The sequence below is a fragment of the Antrihabitans stalagmiti genome (assembly GCF_016482825.1).
Classification (GTDB): domain Bacteria; phylum Actinomycetota; class Actinomycetes; order Mycobacteriales; family Mycobacteriaceae; genus Antrihabitans; species Antrihabitans stalagmiti.
On sequence record NZ_JAEMNV010000001.1, the window covers coordinates 939,573 to 955,933 of the forward strand.

The following is a 16,361-nucleotide window of genomic DNA, read 5'->3' on the forward strand; positions in this document are numbered from 1 at the left end:
GCGGCGGCGAACCCGTCAGGCCGCGGCGCGACCCAACTTGAGTGCAGCGGCAATGTCGACGACGCGGCGGGCCTGGTAATGCGCCGCTCGCAGGGTGACGTCGCTCGGCGGGCCGCTACTCGCTGCATGGGAGGTGCCGTACGGATTGCCCGTCTCGAACTGGACGGGATCGGTGTAGCCGGGAGGCACGATGATGCCGCCCCAGTGATAGAACACGTGCCCGAGCGCAAGCAGGGTGGACTCCTGCCCGCCGTGGGCAGTGCCGGTGGCGGTGAAGGCCGAGCACACCTTGTCTGCGATCGACCCTTGCCGCCACAGCACACCGGCGCCCTCGATGAATCTCGTGAGCGCACTGGCCGGCGTCCCGAAGCGGGTCGGGGTGCCGAACAGTACCGCGTCCGCCCAAGCAAGGTCGTCGATGCTCGCCTCGGCGACGTCGGCGCTGTCCGCTATGTGTTTCCCCCATGCCGGATTGGCGTCGATCGTCTCAGCGGAGGCCAGCTCACCCACCTTGCGCAGTCGCACATTCGCCCCTGCTTTCTCGGCCCCCTCTGCGGCGGCCTTCGCAAGGGTGTGGACGTTGCCGGTGGCGCTGTAGTAGATGATCGCGGCGTTGACGGGTTCCATGATCGAATTCCCTTTGTTCGGTGGTGTGTGCCGATGTCGCGGAAGAGAATGTGTGGCGAATTATTTCGACCAATTGGTGCGCTACAGGTAGGCTCGCGCGATCTGGATCAGCAGGCGGGCGTGTTCGCCCTCGAACTCGAATGACCGCTCCAGCAAACGATCTCGCCGACCGGCGGCCAGAAGCGCCCAGCTCTGCAGCGAGCCTCGTACCGATTCTGCGGCGTCGTCCTTGCCAAGCATATGGACACGCCCCGATTCATCGTCGACAAGGACCAGGCGCACATCTTGCCAATCGTCAACTCTGACGCGGGCTTTCGCCAATGCATATCGCACGGAATACAGCGACAACTCGGCTACGCAGACCGCTCCCTCGGCAGAACCGTGGCCCTCGAGTCCCAGCGCCACGCGGACATCGCCATGATGGGCCCAGTACTCCATGACGCGACCCATGACCAGGTGCGTTGCCCGCATTCCGAACCCCCATCGCACGCGCTCGGTTCCGGTGCATGCGGACAGCGCCGCAGCGCTCGATCGCCCCGCCGCCGCCGACCACTCGCGAAGTTCGGCCAACGTCAGATCCGCGCCGCGATCGCAACCCGCCCTGGTGAAGTCTTGCGGGGTCGAGAAGTTCGGAACGACACGCGTGAACGCACGTGGCCCTTCGCGGACCGTGTCGGCGGCAACCTCGTCGGTATCGGCGAGGTGCGCGACCTGATCTCGCACAGTCCAACCCGGACAACGGGTTTCCATATCCAGCTCGCACTGTCCCAGCCTCGCCAACGTGTCTTGGAAAGACCGAACTTCGCGATGCAGAAGCGCCAACCGATCTCGGTGGGAACTCACCGGAATACCCGGCCGCCGTCACCGTCCACGGTGACCCACGCCATGTCGGCAAGTGCCTGCGTACCTGTCCCAGTGCCTGTCACACAGGGAATTCCGAGTTCTCTCGAAATTATCGCCGCATGGCTCAGCCCACCGCCGATATCGGTGACGACCGCCGACGCCTCGGTCATGAGCGGCACCCATTCGATCGACGTGTAGCGAACGACGAGAATGTCGCCTGCCGCCCACGCCTCGTCATCGTGGGAAAGCACGACCCGCGGTCGCCCACGGCTGATGCCCGCGGCCGCCGCGATCCCACTCACCACGACCTCGCCATTGGACTGGCCCGCAACACCACTCGGAACGAACGCCGTCACCGGGCGGCACTGCAGCCAGACCAACTGTCCAGCGTGTACACAGAATTCCAGGTCACACGCCTCACCCATCGCACGCTCGACGGCGAGGCAACCAGCGCCCATCTCGCGGCCGGCGACGCGAAGGGCGTTGCCGCCGAGAGGTTCTTCCGACCGCCAGAGCTCCCTGGCGGGCGTCACGGTACCCGCGACAACGGCGTCGGTACCGGCCGACGACCACTCCAGTACGCCACCTCCCGCACCGTCCCCGATCCAGACTCCGGCGAGTTCGGCATCCAGAAACGGCTGCAGCACAACCGGAATGGGACCATGGTCGACGAGGTCGTACACCGCACGCAACCGCGAGTTCGCCCCGGACGCACGAACACGAGCCACAGCGTCGGGTACGGCGGTCGCAACGACCGCCAACTCCGAGGAGAACAGGCCCGCGTAGGAGCGCTGCTCGCCGTCTTCGTTCGCAGACGAGGAACGCACTGCCCACCGACTCACTTGGAGGTCGAGCGTCGTGACGTCGATTATGCCCAGCCCGACCTGCGGTGGGACGAACCAGGTCGGCGGAGTTCGAAATCCACTGCGCTGCAGGCGAACCAACCCAGCAGCTTTGCCGCCGAACGCCACCGCAACCTCGTCGAGCGGCAGCGCTGATGCAGCGATCGTCCCGATATCACAGATGCCGCCGATGCCCGATCTCACGTCAGTACCCGTCGGCGGTGGTGCGTACGCGCCCGCTCAGCTGGATCAGTTCGGCGTGTAGCTCCATCCAGACCGAGTGGAACGATTCGGTTCGAATCCCCGACAGTGCCGCAGCGTCGCCGCCCGCAGCGCGCTCGACCACCTTCGTCAGCCGTTGGCGGTACGCATCCAGCAGACGTGCGACGTCGCCGACGCCATCCGAAGGGAAGGCGAGATCGTCTACTGCGCCGCGTAATCGGGCGGCGAAGCTGCCGACGACTTCCTCACAGCGATTGGCCTGCCACTCCGAGAGCGCTGCCTTCACGATCTCGTTGACGGCGCGGAAGCGGCGGTCGAACTCCTCGACCAGATCCAGGTCCGCCCGCAGCGCCCGACCCCGCCACCGGTGTACGGCCGCATCGTCGGCGGCGAGCCCGGCGGTAGTGACGATGACACTGCCGCGCACCGACCGCGCGTGCCCGGCGGCGCGGATCTTCCCGACGATCGACTGGGCCTCGTCGCCCATGACGCCGATGACTTCGGCAAGCTCTTCGACGCTCACGCCCGATCGGAGGCGAATGACGTGCAACGCCTCGTCTACTTTCGTTTCGAACATGTCGCAGTCCTCACGCCACACGGCCGGTTTGCAGGTCGTTGATGAGATCGACCAGCTGCAGAACGGTTTCGGTACCGACGATGCGGGGATTGTCGATCAGGTTCACCCCGAATCGGCTCTCCAGCAGGCCCATCATCTCGATGCTCGCAATCGAATCGATACCGAGATCCTTTGTCAGCGAATCGTCCGGCCGCAGATCCCGCGAGATCCCTGTGGCCGAGCCGAAAGCGGTCGCTATATCCGCGACTCCCGCCAATGTTTCACTCATGCTTGCTCACCTTTCCTGTCGCGCCGTCGACGGTGATGACGACTCCGGTGGGGATACTTTCGATGTCGGCGCCGACGACGCAGGGGATGCCGTACTCCCGGCACAGAATCGCCAGGTGCGACATCGCACTGCCTCGCCGACTGACGACGCCCGAGGCAAACCTCAGTAGCGGAACGACATCCGCGTCGGCGGCCTCGCACACGAGGATGAATTCCTCGTCAGGGATGTCCTGCTCCGGTCGCACCGCGATCCCGCTCGCGTTGCCACCCGACACACCGCGCGGTTGCACTCGCACCGCCGCCGCGACCGGTTCGACGATCGTCCCGTCGTGCAGGATCTCGATGTTCTCCGGTAGCACGACAGTGAGCGCCTCTTCGCACAGCGTCGCTCGCTCGTCTGCGATCTTGCTCAGATCACCTCGCGGCGCACCGCACAGTTCGGCCACGGTGAGAAACGGCCACAACTCCTCGGCAATCGACTGCTCGGCTGCCAACGCCGGACCGATCGTGCGGAAAACATGCAGCACCCGCATCACCATCGACTTCGAGTGCTCCCGGCAGGCCATCGTCTCGGCGACCGTCTTCGTGACGCCGGCGATCACCCGATACCGAGCGCCCTTGTACATTCCCGCTATGGCCTCCGCGGGAGTCAGAAACGACTCGAATCGTTCGGTGCGATCGAATTCGACCTGATGCCGATGGGAATACTTGGCCCACAGCGGATGTCGATACGCGACCTCGTAGAAGGGGTGGTTCAGGAACGCTGCGGAGGTCTGGTCACCGGTCGTGGTCAGCCGGTGCAGTCGCTTCCACACCAATTCGTCCGGACGAGTGAGGAAGCCGATGATGTCGGCCGGATCGTCGCATACCCGCGCGAGGATCTTTTCCTGGTAGCTGGTCAGCGGCACCAGGGCCGTAGTCGACAGAATGTGTTCGTACCAACAGGAACTCAGCAACTCGGTGGCCTCGTTCGCGCGCAGTCGGACGTCGAAGCCCGGCTCGGCGGTATGCGCCTCCAACTCGAACAGCCGTTCCTCGAGATTGCGGATCCGAACTACCGCCATCGATACTTCCTGTGTGATCCGAACTACGCCCTTCGCCTTGACGAAAGGATTCTCGGCAAGCGCCCCGTACGGATCCGGAGCGGGCACCCCCTCGAAGTACGCCAGCCCGACGTCGTCGCCCTCGATCCAGGGCACCGAGGCCGCGATCTGTGCGTAGGCCGAATAGTTGTGGTACGGACGGCATTTGATGTATCCGAGAAACGTGAAGAACTCGCCCGACGTCCACGACCGCTTGCCCCACATCTTGGTCGTCAGCCGACGGGTGGCCGCCTCCATCGGCAGGCCGACAAGCGACCAGGAGAACGGGGACAACCGCTCCGGCGCGACCTCACCGAAATTGCCGGCGGAGTAAGTGCGAAATACGGGATGGGGATCAGTGTCTAGTGGCCCGACAACACCAAGCTTCTGAGGTTCACGCATGGGCGTACCACGCCTCGCTTCGATCGGGCCAGGCATGGCCAGCCATGGCGGCACTCATGGCCTGGATGTAGTCGACGCGGCAGTGTGCCGCAGTCGTATGCTCCAAGTCGGCACCGCAGTCGACGTCGATCCAGCGGTGCGCGTAGTCGGTGAGATTGGCGTCGGTCCCGATGCGGCGCATGGCCATTCGCAACAACCACTCGGCCCGCGTGACATCGGCCTTCAGCAGGCGGGGGTACTTGCCGAAAGGCAGGCACACCCGACTCAAAATCTCGACCAGGCTCGGCGTCTGGGGATCGAACCAGGTGAGCGTGCGGCCGTGCGCTGTCCACTCCACCATCTCGGCGACCAACTCCGCGGCACCCAGTACGTCTCCGACGTAACAGGGGTAGCGTCCGCCCTCTGTGATCGGCACCGGATAGTTGGCCAAAACCATCGGGAAGAGCGCGGGCAGGCCGTCCTGAGTCGACGGAACCCGGCCTTCGTATCCGAGCCCGAGCAGCGGACCGAACCGCACGATGTTGTGCTGCGTCTTCGAATTCCGCACCCGATGTTCGGCGACGTACTTGCCGTACTCGTACCAGTTCCGGAAGCGTTGCCCGACATAGAGCTGGTCGCTTGTCATCGTCTTGTTCGGCTCACCGAGAGCGAGAATCGAGGACACATGCACGATCCGCGGCGGCTGGGGTGCGGACTCCACGAGTTGCAGCAGGGTCGCGATCCCTCGGTCATGGATCTGCAGGCTCGCGGCACCTGTCGACTGCCACGAAACACCACCGACTGCGACGACACACACGTCGCTACCGGCGATCACCGCCTGTGTGTCCTCGTCCATTCCGAGGCTCGGCGCCGTGAAATCGCAATGCCGATGTTCCCATGCCCCACGACCAGGGTTGCGGGACAGCGCGACAACCTCGTGACCGCGGGCGTGGCAGCGATCCGTGACGAGCTCGCCGAGATAGCCAGTGCCGCCGAATACCGTTACCTTCATGCTCCGAACCTCACAAGCGAACGATGTTTCTGCGAGACGACCGACTCGCGGGCAGGGTGCAGACCGAAGGTCAGCCGTGCCGCGGCCTCGATCGAGATCGCAGGTGCTGCAGCGGATTTGTCGAGCGAATCCAGCGCAGAGAGCAGGTTGGCCCGGTCGAAGCTTCGGTCGAGGCCGATGTAGCGCAGCCCGATCAGGGTGTTCTGCCATTTGGCTGGCAGCCTGCCGAAGCGCTCGCCGAGGGCGGACGCGTTGACAACGTGATCACGGCCGGCAGGAACGACACGAACCCACTTGTCGAAGGCATGCTGGTCGACCATGCGCGCCGCCTCCAGCAGGGCACGTAGCGTGGGAGCATTGACGCCGTTCGTGATGTGCACGATCTTGATATCCGGAAACGACCGTGCCGCAAGCCCGTTCGCGAGCGCGATCAGCACCTGCGCGGCAGTGTCGCGCGGCACGCAATCCACACGCGCGTTCTTCATCGCCGGCAGCAGGCCCAACGGAATGTCGTTCCACCGCTCGGACAACTGGTACAGCGAGTTCTTGTACAGGGTCTCCCCCGTGTGCGAATCACCCAGCAGCGCAGGCATTCGGGCAAGCAATACGGGCACGCCGACGTCGGCCGCTTGGCGCAGCACGGCTTGTTCGCCCATCCACTTGAAGTGCTCGTAGCGTGTGCGATCGGCGCCTGCGCCGAGTCGGGTCTCCGGCACGACGCCGATCGCCGAGCCGGCAACATAGGTCGTCGAGGTATGCAGATACGGCACGGAGCGGCCGGAGATTTCGGCGAGCCGGGCCGCGAAGCCGACGCCGTAGACCGCGCCGACGACGTTGCTCACATGTAGTGACTCGGCGCTACCTTGCCAATCGGTGCTCCCGGCACAGTTGACGACGCACGTGACCTCCGCAGCGAGCTTCTCCAGTGCACCGCGTTCGAGTCCCCAGTGCGGCACGGTGATGTCGCCGTAAACCAATTCGATTTCCCGCGAACGGGATTCGATCCGCCTGCGCAACCGTGTGGTGCCGGTCGAGCGGCGCACGAGTCCGATCACCTTCGTGGCACCGTGATCGACCACCGCATGCCCGATCTGTCCGCTGAGGCCGGCCACGAAAATCGTCATGACATCCTCACATCGGTGCTGTAGCGATCCTCGCCCTGCAGTCCACCCGCAACCATCTCCAGCATCATCTCGTCGCTGCCGCCGCCGAGGCGGGCCAAGCGGGCATCGCGCCACAGCCTGCTCATCGGCGTCTCGTCTTCGAGGTATCCGGAGCCGCCGAAGATGTGCATACATTCGCTCATGACCCGCTCGCCGAGCCGGGCTGTCGTCACCTTGAGACCCGCGACATCTCTTGCATTACAGCCGTTTCCGGTGGCCAGCCGCTCCCCCACTCCGTAGACGGCGAGCTCGGCCATCGTCACCTGGGCTGCCAATTCGGCCAGCCGCAACCGCAATGCCTGATGATTGATCAGCGTCGTGCCGAACTGCTTGCGCTGGCGTGCGTGCGAAACCGCCAGTCCAAGAGCGTATTTGCAGCCACCGACCAGCTGGGCGACGATCGAGAGTCGCTCGTGCATCAGCGCCCAGGATGCCACCGCCAGTCCGCCGCCGACCCGGCCGAGGATGGCTCCCGCACCCAACTCGGCGTCGACGCGGACCCACGACGTGTCCAGGCAGGACGTTCCGGTCTTGTTGTGCCGCTTCACCGTCGTCAACGCCGACGAGGGCACGATCACCGTCGTCAACAGTGGTGCCTGGCTGCCGTCGACTACGTACTTGCCGAGAATGATCGCGACGTCGCATACCTCACCGAGCGACAGGTACTTCTTCTCCCCGGTCACGCGGATGCGACCGTCGCCCAGCGGGGTGATCCGGGTTTCGATTCCGAGCAGATCCGAGCCACCAACCGGCTCCGACGCGCCGAACGCGCAGATCGTGTCGCCGTCGAGCAGGCCGTTCAACAACCGTTCGTGCTCGGCTGTGTTACCGAATCGCCGCAGAGCCGACGCACACGTTTCCAATTGCAGGCTCAGTCCAACTGCGATCCCGAACATGCCTCGATTGGCGACTCGCTCGGCGATCAGCAAGCCGAGGATCGGGTCGCCGGCTGCAGGTTCCTGCGGCCACCGCTGCCGGAAGAGCCCCTCGGCCGCGAGCTCCTTCACGAGTCCATGGGGGAAGATCCCCAAGCGCTCGGCCTCGGCACCGTAGCGATCGACGGCCGCGCCGATAATTTTGTCCAGGCGCGCCCGCTCGGCGTCGCCGACGATCCCCGCGTACTTCACGTCTGATCGCCGTCCACGGTGGCAGCAGTGTGGTGACGCAGCCACACCTCGCGCCGGCGGGGCTTACCGCTGGTGGTTACCGGAAGCTCGTTAGGCTCCAATTGCAGCCAACGCAATTCCGTTGCATTGCCGATGATTCCGGACAGGATCCGCGAGATCGCCACACGTTCGGCCGGTGTGACGACGAACTCGGCCGCCACCACGACGACCGGCTGGTCCCCCGAGTTCGAACCCACCACGCAGGAGCGCCGAAAGATGCTGGGCCGCAGGACATCAGCCAGCTGTCCTTCGAGGTCCTCCATGTGCACAACCTCGCCGCGGACCTTGATCGAATCTCCGATTCGCCCCACGACATAGAGTTCGCCGTTGTAGACGAACCCGCTATCGCCCGTGCATAGCCAATCGCCGACTCGGTTGGTGTCGATCACGCCCCCGTCGGTGGAATACTGCCGGGCGACCGACGCGCCGCAGACCCAGATCTCGCCGACGACACATTCGGGCAACTCCTGCTGATCGTCGCCGCGGATGGACATTTCCAGTCCTGCCAGCGGAACACCACAGCTCACCATCCACCCGGCACCGACCGATCCCGCGCCGTCGATTTCGGCTTCGAGCAAGACCTCGACGCGCCGTCCGAACGGCGCAGTAGTCTGCCCGAGGTTTATCGCAACCGCGTTCTGATCCAACGGAACTCCGGTCACGGCCAGCGTGCCTTCCGCGAGTCCGTAAGCCGGTGTGAGCGCGGTGAACTTGAACCCGCGCGGCTCGAGAAGTGCACCGAACTGCGAGATCGTGCTCGGCTGTACGCGCTCGGCTCCGCTGATCACCGAACGGATCGATGAGAAGTCGCAGTCCCGCACGTCCTGCGGCTCGACCCGCTTCACCAGCCACTCGAAACCGAAGTTGGGCATGACCATGACGGTGAACCGCTCGTGCCCGTATTCACGCAGCCAACGCAGCGGCTCGCGCACGAAGTCGCGTGGTGACATCATCTTCAGCTCGGCCTGTGCGGTGACCGGCGTGAGCATGCCGCCGATCAGACCCATGTCGTGATAAAGCGGAAGCCAGGACACCCCAAAGTGGTCGCCCAGGGTCTGCCATTCGTACAGCATGGCTAGGTTTGCCTCGACATTTTCGCGAGTGATGCACAGCCCCTTCGGGTTTCCGCGCGACCCCGACGTGAACTGCATGATCGCCGGACCGTCGTTGCGCTGCTCCCCGGACTCGGCGCACGAAGTCCACCCCGACTCGAGCGGAAGTACCCGACGATCGGTGGTGCCCAAAGCTGCAGTGAGGGTCTCGCTGTAGCGCTCCTCGGATACGAAGTGCTGCACGCCACTGATTCCGGCGATGCCTGCGACGAACGGCGTGTAACCGCTGGTCCCTGACAAAGCCTTCGGCGCCGGCAGTACCGTCGGCACAGCACCCATCCAGATCAACCCGAAGAAGCTCAGGACGAAATCGGCGCTCTGCCCGATCACGATCGGCACCACCTCGCCGTGGCGGACGCCTGCCTCGCGGAATTGCGTTGCCTTGCGGCGAACACCATCGGCCAATTCGGCATAGCTGAACCGCTGCCACTGCTCATCGCGCCAGAAGCTTATTCCGCGGTCGGTAACGGGATGCTCGATCCATGCCGTCAGAGTCATTTTCTCGCTCCACATCGTCGTAACTCGTAGTCGGGCTCACCACCGGATCGTTTGCGCGGGAACGACAAGTGCCCCGCCAAAGGAAGGGTCAGCTTCCTCGACGGGGCACTCGCAGCGAATACGCTTGCGCGGCGGCTCAGTTCAGCCGAGCAAACTCGCGCTTGTCGTCCTCCTCGGCGTTCGCATTCTCGGCGTCGACGAACAGCGGCTTCTCGGGCTGTCGAGCTAGTGCACTCGGCCACCAGATCTTCGGGCCGAGGTCCAGGTTCAGTGCGGTCACCAGAATCGAGCGCACGATCAGCGCGTCGATCAGCAAGCCGACTGCAACCAGCACGCCGATCTCGGCCAGGAACAAGATCGACAACGACGCGAGCACCGCGAACGTACCAGCGAGCACCAGCCCGGCCGAGGTGATCACGCTTCCGGTCGATGCCAGCGCGATGAGCGCTGCTCGCCGGGTGCCGTGTTGCACCGCTTCTTCCCGGACCCGGGTCATCAGGAAGATGTTGTAGTCGACCCCGAGTGCGACCATGAAGACGAAACCGAGCAGAGGCAGAGACGGATCGGCACCCTCGAACCCGAACAGTTCGAATAGCCAGCGACTCAGACCCAGCGCCGTGAAGAAGGACAGCACGACCGTTGCGATCAGCAAGACCGGAGCCAATACCGCGCGGAGTAGCACCATCAAGATCAACAGGATCAGCACGAGCACCAATGGCACGATGACCTTGTTGTCGCGCTCTGCTGCGCGCTTGGAATCCAGCAGGACCGCGGTACTTCCACCGACCTTTGCGTCGGCACCTTCGATCCCATGCACGACATCACGAGTGCGGTCGATCGTCGCCTCCGCGGCGTTGCTGTCGGGCGGATCGGCAAGGGTCCCTTCGATGTAGAACAGCCCGTCTTTCACCACTGGGGCTTTCACGGATCCGAGGCCATCGACTCGTGTCAGTGCCGACTCGACGACCGATACGCGGTCGGCAGAACCGACGACAACAAATGGATTGCCGGTTCCGATGTCGAAGTGTCGACCGAGTATCTCCTCACCGGCCACCGGGTCTGCTTCGCCGACGAACGAGTCCTTGGCCGCGATCCCGTCCCTGTCGAAACCGATCACTCCGGCCGTGCCCAAGAGCAGCACCGCCGTTGTGGCAACCCATATCGTTCGTGGCCGAATCGAGATCGCCTTGCCGATGCGTTCCCAGATACCGTTGGTCGGCTCACTGGATCCGACCTCTGGGTGACGCGGCCAGAAGACCCACCGACCACATATCACCAGCAAGGCCGGCAACAACGTGGTCATCACTCCGAACGAGACGACGATTCCGATAGCGCAGACCGGCCCCAAGCCCTTCGTCGAATTCATGTCGGCGACAAGGAATGCCAGCGTCCCGACCACCACCGTCGCCGCGCTCGCCAGGATTGCCGGGACGGCCCGCTGCAACGCAACCGCCATTGCCTCGTGTTTGTCGTCGTGCCTTCGCAGTTCCTCCCGATAGCGCGCCACGAGCAGCAACGCATAATCCGTACCCGCGCCGAACACGAGCACCATCAGCGTGGACGCACCCATCGCGGTGACCGTCACTCCGCCCTTGGTCGCCAGGTAGACGACACCCTGCGCGATCGTCAAGCCGAATATCGCTGCGGTGAGTGGCAACAACCACAACACGGGTCCGTAGCTGATCAACAGGATGACGATGACGACAGCGGCCGCCGCCAGTAGCAGGATGCCGTCGGCACCCTTGAACGCTTCGCCGTAGCCCGCCGCGTACCCGACAGGGCCTGTGACGTGGAATGCGAGGCCGTCGGGCCGATCCGACAACGGTTGCTTCAGCTCTGCCACGATTTCGGCGATGTCGGGCCAGCTACCGCCGCCCGTGCGTACTGGAAGCAGAATCTGCAGCGCTTGGCCATCCTCGGACGGCACCGGTCCGAGGACCTTTTCCGCGATGACGCGATCACTCGTCTTGAATGCTGCGACGTCCGCCTGGGCCGTCGCCAAGTCGGCAGGAGTGATGCCGCTCGGACGTTCGTACACGACGACAGCGGGCGATTCGTCTGCGTCCTGGAACGTTTGGGCGGCTTCGAATGCCTGGGTCGATTCCGCGCCCCCTGGCAACCACTCCACAGCGTCGTTCGTTTGTGCGCCAGTAAGTTTGGACGCCAAACCACCGACTGCGAGCAGCGCAATGATCCAGACGACGAGCACAATCCATTTGGACTTTCTGCCTGCGGGAATTCGCGCGAACCGGCCGACCGCGTCGGCTGCGTTCAACTTCAACGAACTCATCGATTCCTCCATCGTGAGCTACAGCGGATAAAACCGGGTCCCGACGTGGTCTGCGGAGGCGCTGGAAAATTGTTCTCGCGGCGCATCCCCATCACCGTCTTCGAGCATCGTGACACGCATTCGACGCACGTCACGGAAGGTGTCCGCAAGCGGACATCGAACCGCGAACTTCGCCGCTAACCAACCAGATAGCGCTGGACAGTCGGCGCGATGATGGCACGGATCTCTTCGGGCGCTGCCGAGGCGATCGGCTCCACCTTCACGACATAGCGCAGCATGATCACGCCCATCACCTGCGAAACCGCTGCGTTGACCTGAAGCGGGGGAACACCGAGCAGCTTCGCCACCTCTTCGATGTTCTTCGGTGGATCATCGAGCTTCCCAACCGCCTGTGCGAACAGGCCGGAGGACATGAAGTGTCGCATTTCTGCTGCCCCCGTTTCGCTGGTGAACGCGGCGCGATACTTCTCGAGGAGCTGTGGCCTGAGCTGGGGATCATCCCAGAATTTCAGAAAAGTACCGATGAGGGTTTCGCCCAACTGCGCCCGATCTCCGGTGTGCGCCTCCACCGCGGCCGCCGCCAGAGCCTCGCCGTACTCGGTGAAGGCGGCCGAACCTTCTGTCTCGGCTACTGCAGACATTATTTCTCCTTCTGATCTTGTTATCCGCCGCCTGCGACGGCGTTGAACACTTCCAATTTCCGCCACATTGTTTGCGGTTCCTGGTAGTACCAGCCGAGCTTGTAGTTCTCGCTACCGCTTGGCGACAGCACGCCGGCATAGACGATGATCGGTTTGCCCGTGTATGTATGCGGCGCATTCGCCAAGAATCGCTCGATTTCCGGTCCGCCTCGCGTCGGCAGCGGTATCGGATCCGGCGTCACGATGGAGAAACAAATTCGCTCGACTTTACCGGTGTCCCAGCTGAACGTCGGATAGATCGAGAACGATCGTCCGACGAATTCCATCATCTGCTCGCTTGGTTCCGGAATTCCAATCTCCCCGAGTATCGAAAGTACCGTCTCCGATTTCAGGACACCGTCGGGCAGCTTGCCGAAATAGATGTTGACCGACCTGGATAGATAGTCGATCGCGAACATGGAGACGTTGTCGGCAATGCCCCAGTGTGTGAAACTGTCGACGTGCTCGGCCACGCTCGGCGGCATGGACGGCAAAGCCGCTAGCTTTGCAATCCCCTGCAGGTCTTCAAGTGGAAACGCCGCATAGATCTTCTTGAAGCCCTGATCGATGCCACAGTCGACCCCGTAGCCATAAACGGGGCAATTGTTGAGAACCTCGCCGAGCAGGTTGGCGACCGGATGATCGTTCGCCTGAACGAAACCGCGCGATCGGGCAAGTTCGTAGGGATCGTCCGGAAAGTCGCGCAACGGCACTCCGAAGCTGACGTCGAGTTCGCCGCCGCCGTCCGCCGGAATTCCGACGATGACCATCGCGTTCGCAAGTTCGTCCCGATATGCGGTAAAGACCGGTTCGACTTTGTCAGGCGCGTATTCCAATCCCAGAGTTGCAGCCGATTCCGCGAGGACCGCGAGCAGTTCTTCCGTTTCGACAGCCATTTTGTTGTCCTATCTGGCGAGGATCAGCGTCGCGGGCGACGGTGTCGGGTGGAAGGTAATGTCGCCGAAGCCCGCCTTTTCGAGCCAGGCAACGTAGTCGCCTCGCCGCCAAGTTCCTCCGTTTTTGCTTTTCACAAGCATTTCCGAAGCAAAGAGCAGCGGGAACGGCGGACCGCTCAGGTCGTCGTCGACGACAAAGTCGCAAATGACGAACGTGCCTGCCGGTGCGAGCGCGTCGCGGACCTTGGCGAATATCTCGGCGTTGTCCTCCGGCCCCTCCTGATGGGCGATGTGGGAATACACCACGACGTCGTAGGAGGCGGCACCGAAGTCCACGGTGTGCAAATCACCGTCTACGCAGGTGAAACGGTCCGCGACGCCACGGTCGGCAAGGAGTCTGCGCGCGATCGCATTCACCGGCGCCCAGTCCAGCTGCGTCGACCGCGCAGCCGGGTTGAGCTCGAGCCAGGTGGCCGAATAAATGCCCGAGCCACCGCCGATGTCGAGGATGGAGATCGGTCCGGCGTCCGCGATGTGCAAGAGTTCTGCCGCGACTGCCGTTACTGGAGTCGACATAGCAGCGATTGCCGTGACCAGCTTTTCCCAATGCGGGTTGTCTGCCACCTCGACGGTCGGTTCAGTCACCGGCCCGCCTGCGCTGACGATCTGGGGCAGTTCTGTCAACTCGCCCATGTGGCCAAGCTTGAGAATCGCAAGGTCGCTCAACGAGGTGGGTGTGCCTTCGACAAGGTAGGCGGCGGTATCCGCGGCGTTGCGGTACTTGCCGTCGAGCACTTCGACGAGGCCGAGGCCGACAAGCCCGTTCAGCAGCGTTTGCGTGCCGCGCTCGGAGGTTCCAGCTTCGGCAGCAAGCAGGACGGCAGTGTCCGCGCCCGACTCGAGATGGGCAAACAACGAGTGGCTCGCCGCAGCGCCGATGATGCCGGTGGCCCAGTAGCCGTTGGTCAGTTGCAGAATCCGATCGGGGGTCGGTTGGGTGTTGCTCATAAAGGTTCCTTCACGATTTCCGGTGAGTTCGGATGGCGGTGTGCAGGACGTCAGAGACTCGCTCGACCTGACTCGAACTGAGTTCGGCGTGCATCGGCAACGCCAGATTCCGGTGAAACAGATCCGCCGAGACTGGGCACGCATACTTCGTGTCGTACACCGGCTGTAGGTGGCACGCCCACGTACCGTGCCCGCAGCCGATGCCGTTGGCGCGGAGTTCGGTAGCGACTGCGCCGCGGTCCACCGACGGATCCAGCGTCACCACATAGGACTGCCAGGCGTGGGTGCGGTCGTCCGGCACGTGTGGCACAGTGACGAGGTCTTCGGCACCGAACAGGTGCCCGTAGTGAGCGGCTACCGCGCGCCGGCGTTCGAGCAGCTCGCCGATCCGCCCGAGTTGTACCTGCAATATCGCCGCAGCAATGTCGGAAAGCTTGTAGTTGTAGCCGATTTCGGTGAACACCGGAATCGGTAGACCGACGACCTGTGCCTCCTCGAAGATGCTTCCTATGCCGAACGACGATCGCACGCGTGCGGCAGCGGCGAGAGCTGGGTCGGCTGTGAGCAGCGCCCCTCCCTCACCACTCGTCGCACCTTTGCGCCCGTGAAAGGACAGGCACGCAACGGGCGCCAAAGCGCCTGCCTCGATCCCGTGGTAGGTCGCGCCGACCGCACACGCGGCGTCTTCGACAAGGAAAAGCCCGTGGCGTTGCGCAATCGACCTCAGTTCCGCGTAATCGGCGGGAAGGCCCACCGTGTCCACGGCGATCACACCGACGGTTCGCGGACCGATCAGGTCCGCGACTGCCTGCGGGTCGACGGTGCCGGTGTCGGCCCGGACGTCGGCGAAGACCGGGGTCGCGTCGACATACCGCACAGCGTGGGCCGGTGCGGGGAAGGTGTAGTCGGCGACGATCACTTCGTCGCCCGGCTCGACTCCAAGCGCAAGAAGGGCAAGGTGTAGTGCGGCACCACAGTTGCTGACTGCAACCGCGCCGCCAACCCCGTAGCGTCGAGCGAGTTCCAACTCGAGCGCTTTGCCGCGGGGCCCCTGACCGGCCGGCCATCCCGACGAGAACACCGCTGCGATCGCTGCCAACTCCTGCTCGCCGAGGCTCGCGTGCACCAGTGGAATCGCGTCCATCCTGATCACCTCGGTTCGAATCGAAGGGGTGTGATCGGGTTGATGTCGTAGCGATCACGCAGGTCTTGAATTGCTTCGGCATCGACCGACCGACCTGACGCGAAGATCTCGACGATCTCCTCGAAGTAGTGCTCGTGGTCGGGTGCCGGATAACTCTGGAACAACATTCGAACAGGCTTGTCGGTCGCATTCCTGAACGCGTGCGGACACCCGGCAGGAACGAACATGCAGTCCCCTGGGCCGGCGTGGACGACTCGATCGCCTGCCGCGGATTCCCAGTTCTGCCAGCCCTCCGGCGTTCGTTCGATCGGCTCGAATGCCAGCAGGTCCGGCTCGCCTTCCAGTACGTAGAAGAATTCTTGGGAGTTGCGGTGGGAATGCGCTCCTACGTCGAAACCGGGTGGGACGACAACTTCGAATATCGAAACCACGGATCCTTGCGCTCCGGTGACTTTGAAGGTGACTTCCTGTTTGTCGGTGGCAAGAACTCGACCTTGGCCGGCCGGGACAATGAGGTCGCTCATACTTCGGCTCCTTGTCGGATCGTGCGG

General features: G+C 63.7%; 16 protein-coding genes. All 16 read right to left on the reverse strand.

Translation table 11 applies throughout. The features are described 5' to 3' along the window. Positions 1-15 precede the first annotated feature (15 nt). The 16 genes from wrbA to JGU71_RS04350 all read right to left on the reverse strand — a co-directional run bounded on the left by wrbA (position 16) and on the right by JGU71_RS04350 (position 16,334). The gene (gene wrbA, locus JGU71_RS04275) at positions 16-627 is read right to left on the reverse strand and encodes an NAD(P)H:quinone oxidoreductase (protein ID WP_199702587.1); all 612 of its coding nucleotides are present in this window, start codon (positions 625-627) and stop codon (positions 16-18) included. Positions 628-708: 81 nt separating this feature from the next. Next, on the reverse strand, positions 709-1,470 hold the full coding sequence (locus tag JGU71_RS04280; protein ID WP_199702588.1) for a maleylpyruvate isomerase family mycothiol-dependent enzyme: 762 nt from the start codon (positions 1,468-1,470) through the stop codon (positions 709-711). Continuing rightward, complete coding sequence (locus JGU71_RS04285; RefSeq protein ID WP_199702589.1) at positions 1,467-2,516, reverse strand: PEP-utilizing enzyme; 1,050 nt, start codon at positions 2,514-2,516, stop codon at positions 1,467-1,469. Before JGU71_RS04285 ends, JGU71_RS04280 begins: the two co-directional genes overlap by 4 nt. A gap of 1 nt (position 2,517) precedes the next feature. Continuing rightward, positions 2,518-3,111, reverse strand: a complete 594-nt coding sequence (locus JGU71_RS04290; RefSeq protein WP_199702590.1) for a hypothetical protein — start codon at positions 3,109-3,111, stop codon at positions 2,518-2,520. Positions 3,112-3,121: 10 nt separating this feature from the next. Next, positions 3,122-3,379 (reverse strand): acyl carrier protein, encoded by a 258-nt coding sequence (locus JGU71_RS04295; protein ID WP_199702591.1) that lies wholly within the window; start codon positions 3,377-3,379, stop codon positions 3,122-3,124. Next, on the reverse strand, positions 3,372-4,862 hold the full coding sequence (locus JGU71_RS04300; RefSeq protein WP_199702592.1) for a PEP-utilizing enzyme: 1,491 nt from the start codon (positions 4,860-4,862) through the stop codon (positions 3,372-3,374). Before JGU71_RS04300 ends, JGU71_RS04295 begins: the two co-directional genes overlap by 8 nt. Next, positions 4,855-5,853, reverse strand: coding sequence for an NAD-dependent epimerase/dehydratase family protein (locus tag JGU71_RS04305; RefSeq protein ID WP_199702594.1), 999 nt, complete (start codon positions 5,851-5,853; stop codon positions 4,855-4,857). Before JGU71_RS04305 ends, JGU71_RS04300 begins: the two co-directional genes overlap by 8 nt. Beyond that, entirely contained in the window at positions 5,850-6,977 is a 1,128-nt protein-coding gene (locus JGU71_RS04310; RefSeq protein ID WP_199702596.1) for an SDR family oxidoreductase, read from the reverse strand. Before JGU71_RS04310 ends, JGU71_RS04305 begins: the two co-directional genes overlap by 4 nt. Further along, on the reverse strand, positions 6,974-8,143 hold the full coding sequence (locus tag JGU71_RS04315) for an acyl-CoA dehydrogenase family protein (RefSeq protein WP_199702598.1): 1,170 nt from the start codon (positions 8,141-8,143) through the stop codon (positions 6,974-6,976). Before JGU71_RS04315 ends, JGU71_RS04310 begins: the two co-directional genes overlap by 4 nt. After that, positions 8,140-9,792, reverse strand: coding sequence for an AMP-binding protein (locus JGU71_RS04320; RefSeq protein ID WP_199702599.1), 1,653 nt, complete (start codon positions 9,790-9,792; stop codon positions 8,140-8,142). Before JGU71_RS04320 ends, JGU71_RS04315 begins: the two co-directional genes overlap by 4 nt. Positions 9,793-9,928: 136 nt before the next feature. Beyond that, a complete protein-coding gene (locus JGU71_RS04325; RefSeq protein ID WP_199702601.1) occupies positions 9,929-12,082 on the reverse strand; it encodes an MMPL family transporter in 2,154 nt (717 codons plus the stop codon). 176 nt (positions 12,083-12,258) lie between these two features. Then, on the reverse strand, positions 12,259-12,723 hold the full coding sequence (locus tag JGU71_RS04330) for a TetR/AcrR family transcriptional regulator (RefSeq protein ID WP_199702603.1): 465 nt from the start codon (positions 12,721-12,723) through the stop codon (positions 12,259-12,261). Positions 12,724-12,743: 20 nt separating this feature from the next. Beyond that, positions 12,744-13,658 carry an aromatic prenyltransferase gene (locus JGU71_RS04335; RefSeq protein ID WP_199702605.1) on the reverse strand — a complete coding sequence of 305 codons (915 nt, stop codon included), beginning with the start codon at positions 13,656-13,658 and terminating at the stop codon, positions 12,744-12,746. Positions 13,659-13,667: 9 nt separating this feature from the next. Next, the gene (locus tag JGU71_RS04340) at positions 13,668-14,666 is read right to left on the reverse strand and encodes a class I SAM-dependent methyltransferase (protein ID WP_199702607.1); all 999 of its coding nucleotides are present in this window, start codon (positions 14,664-14,666) and stop codon (positions 13,668-13,670) included. 10 nt (positions 14,667-14,676) lie between these two features. Beyond that, entirely contained in the window at positions 14,677-15,810 is a 1,134-nt protein-coding gene (locus tag JGU71_RS04345) for a DegT/DnrJ/EryC1/StrS family aminotransferase (RefSeq protein ID WP_199702609.1), read from the reverse strand. Between the two features lie 5 nt (positions 15,811-15,815). Beyond that, the gene (locus tag JGU71_RS04350) at positions 15,816-16,334 is read right to left on the reverse strand and encodes a cupin domain-containing protein (RefSeq protein WP_199702611.1); all 519 of its coding nucleotides are present in this window, start codon (positions 16,332-16,334) and stop codon (positions 15,816-15,818) included. Positions 16,335-16,361 lie beyond the last annotated feature (27 nt).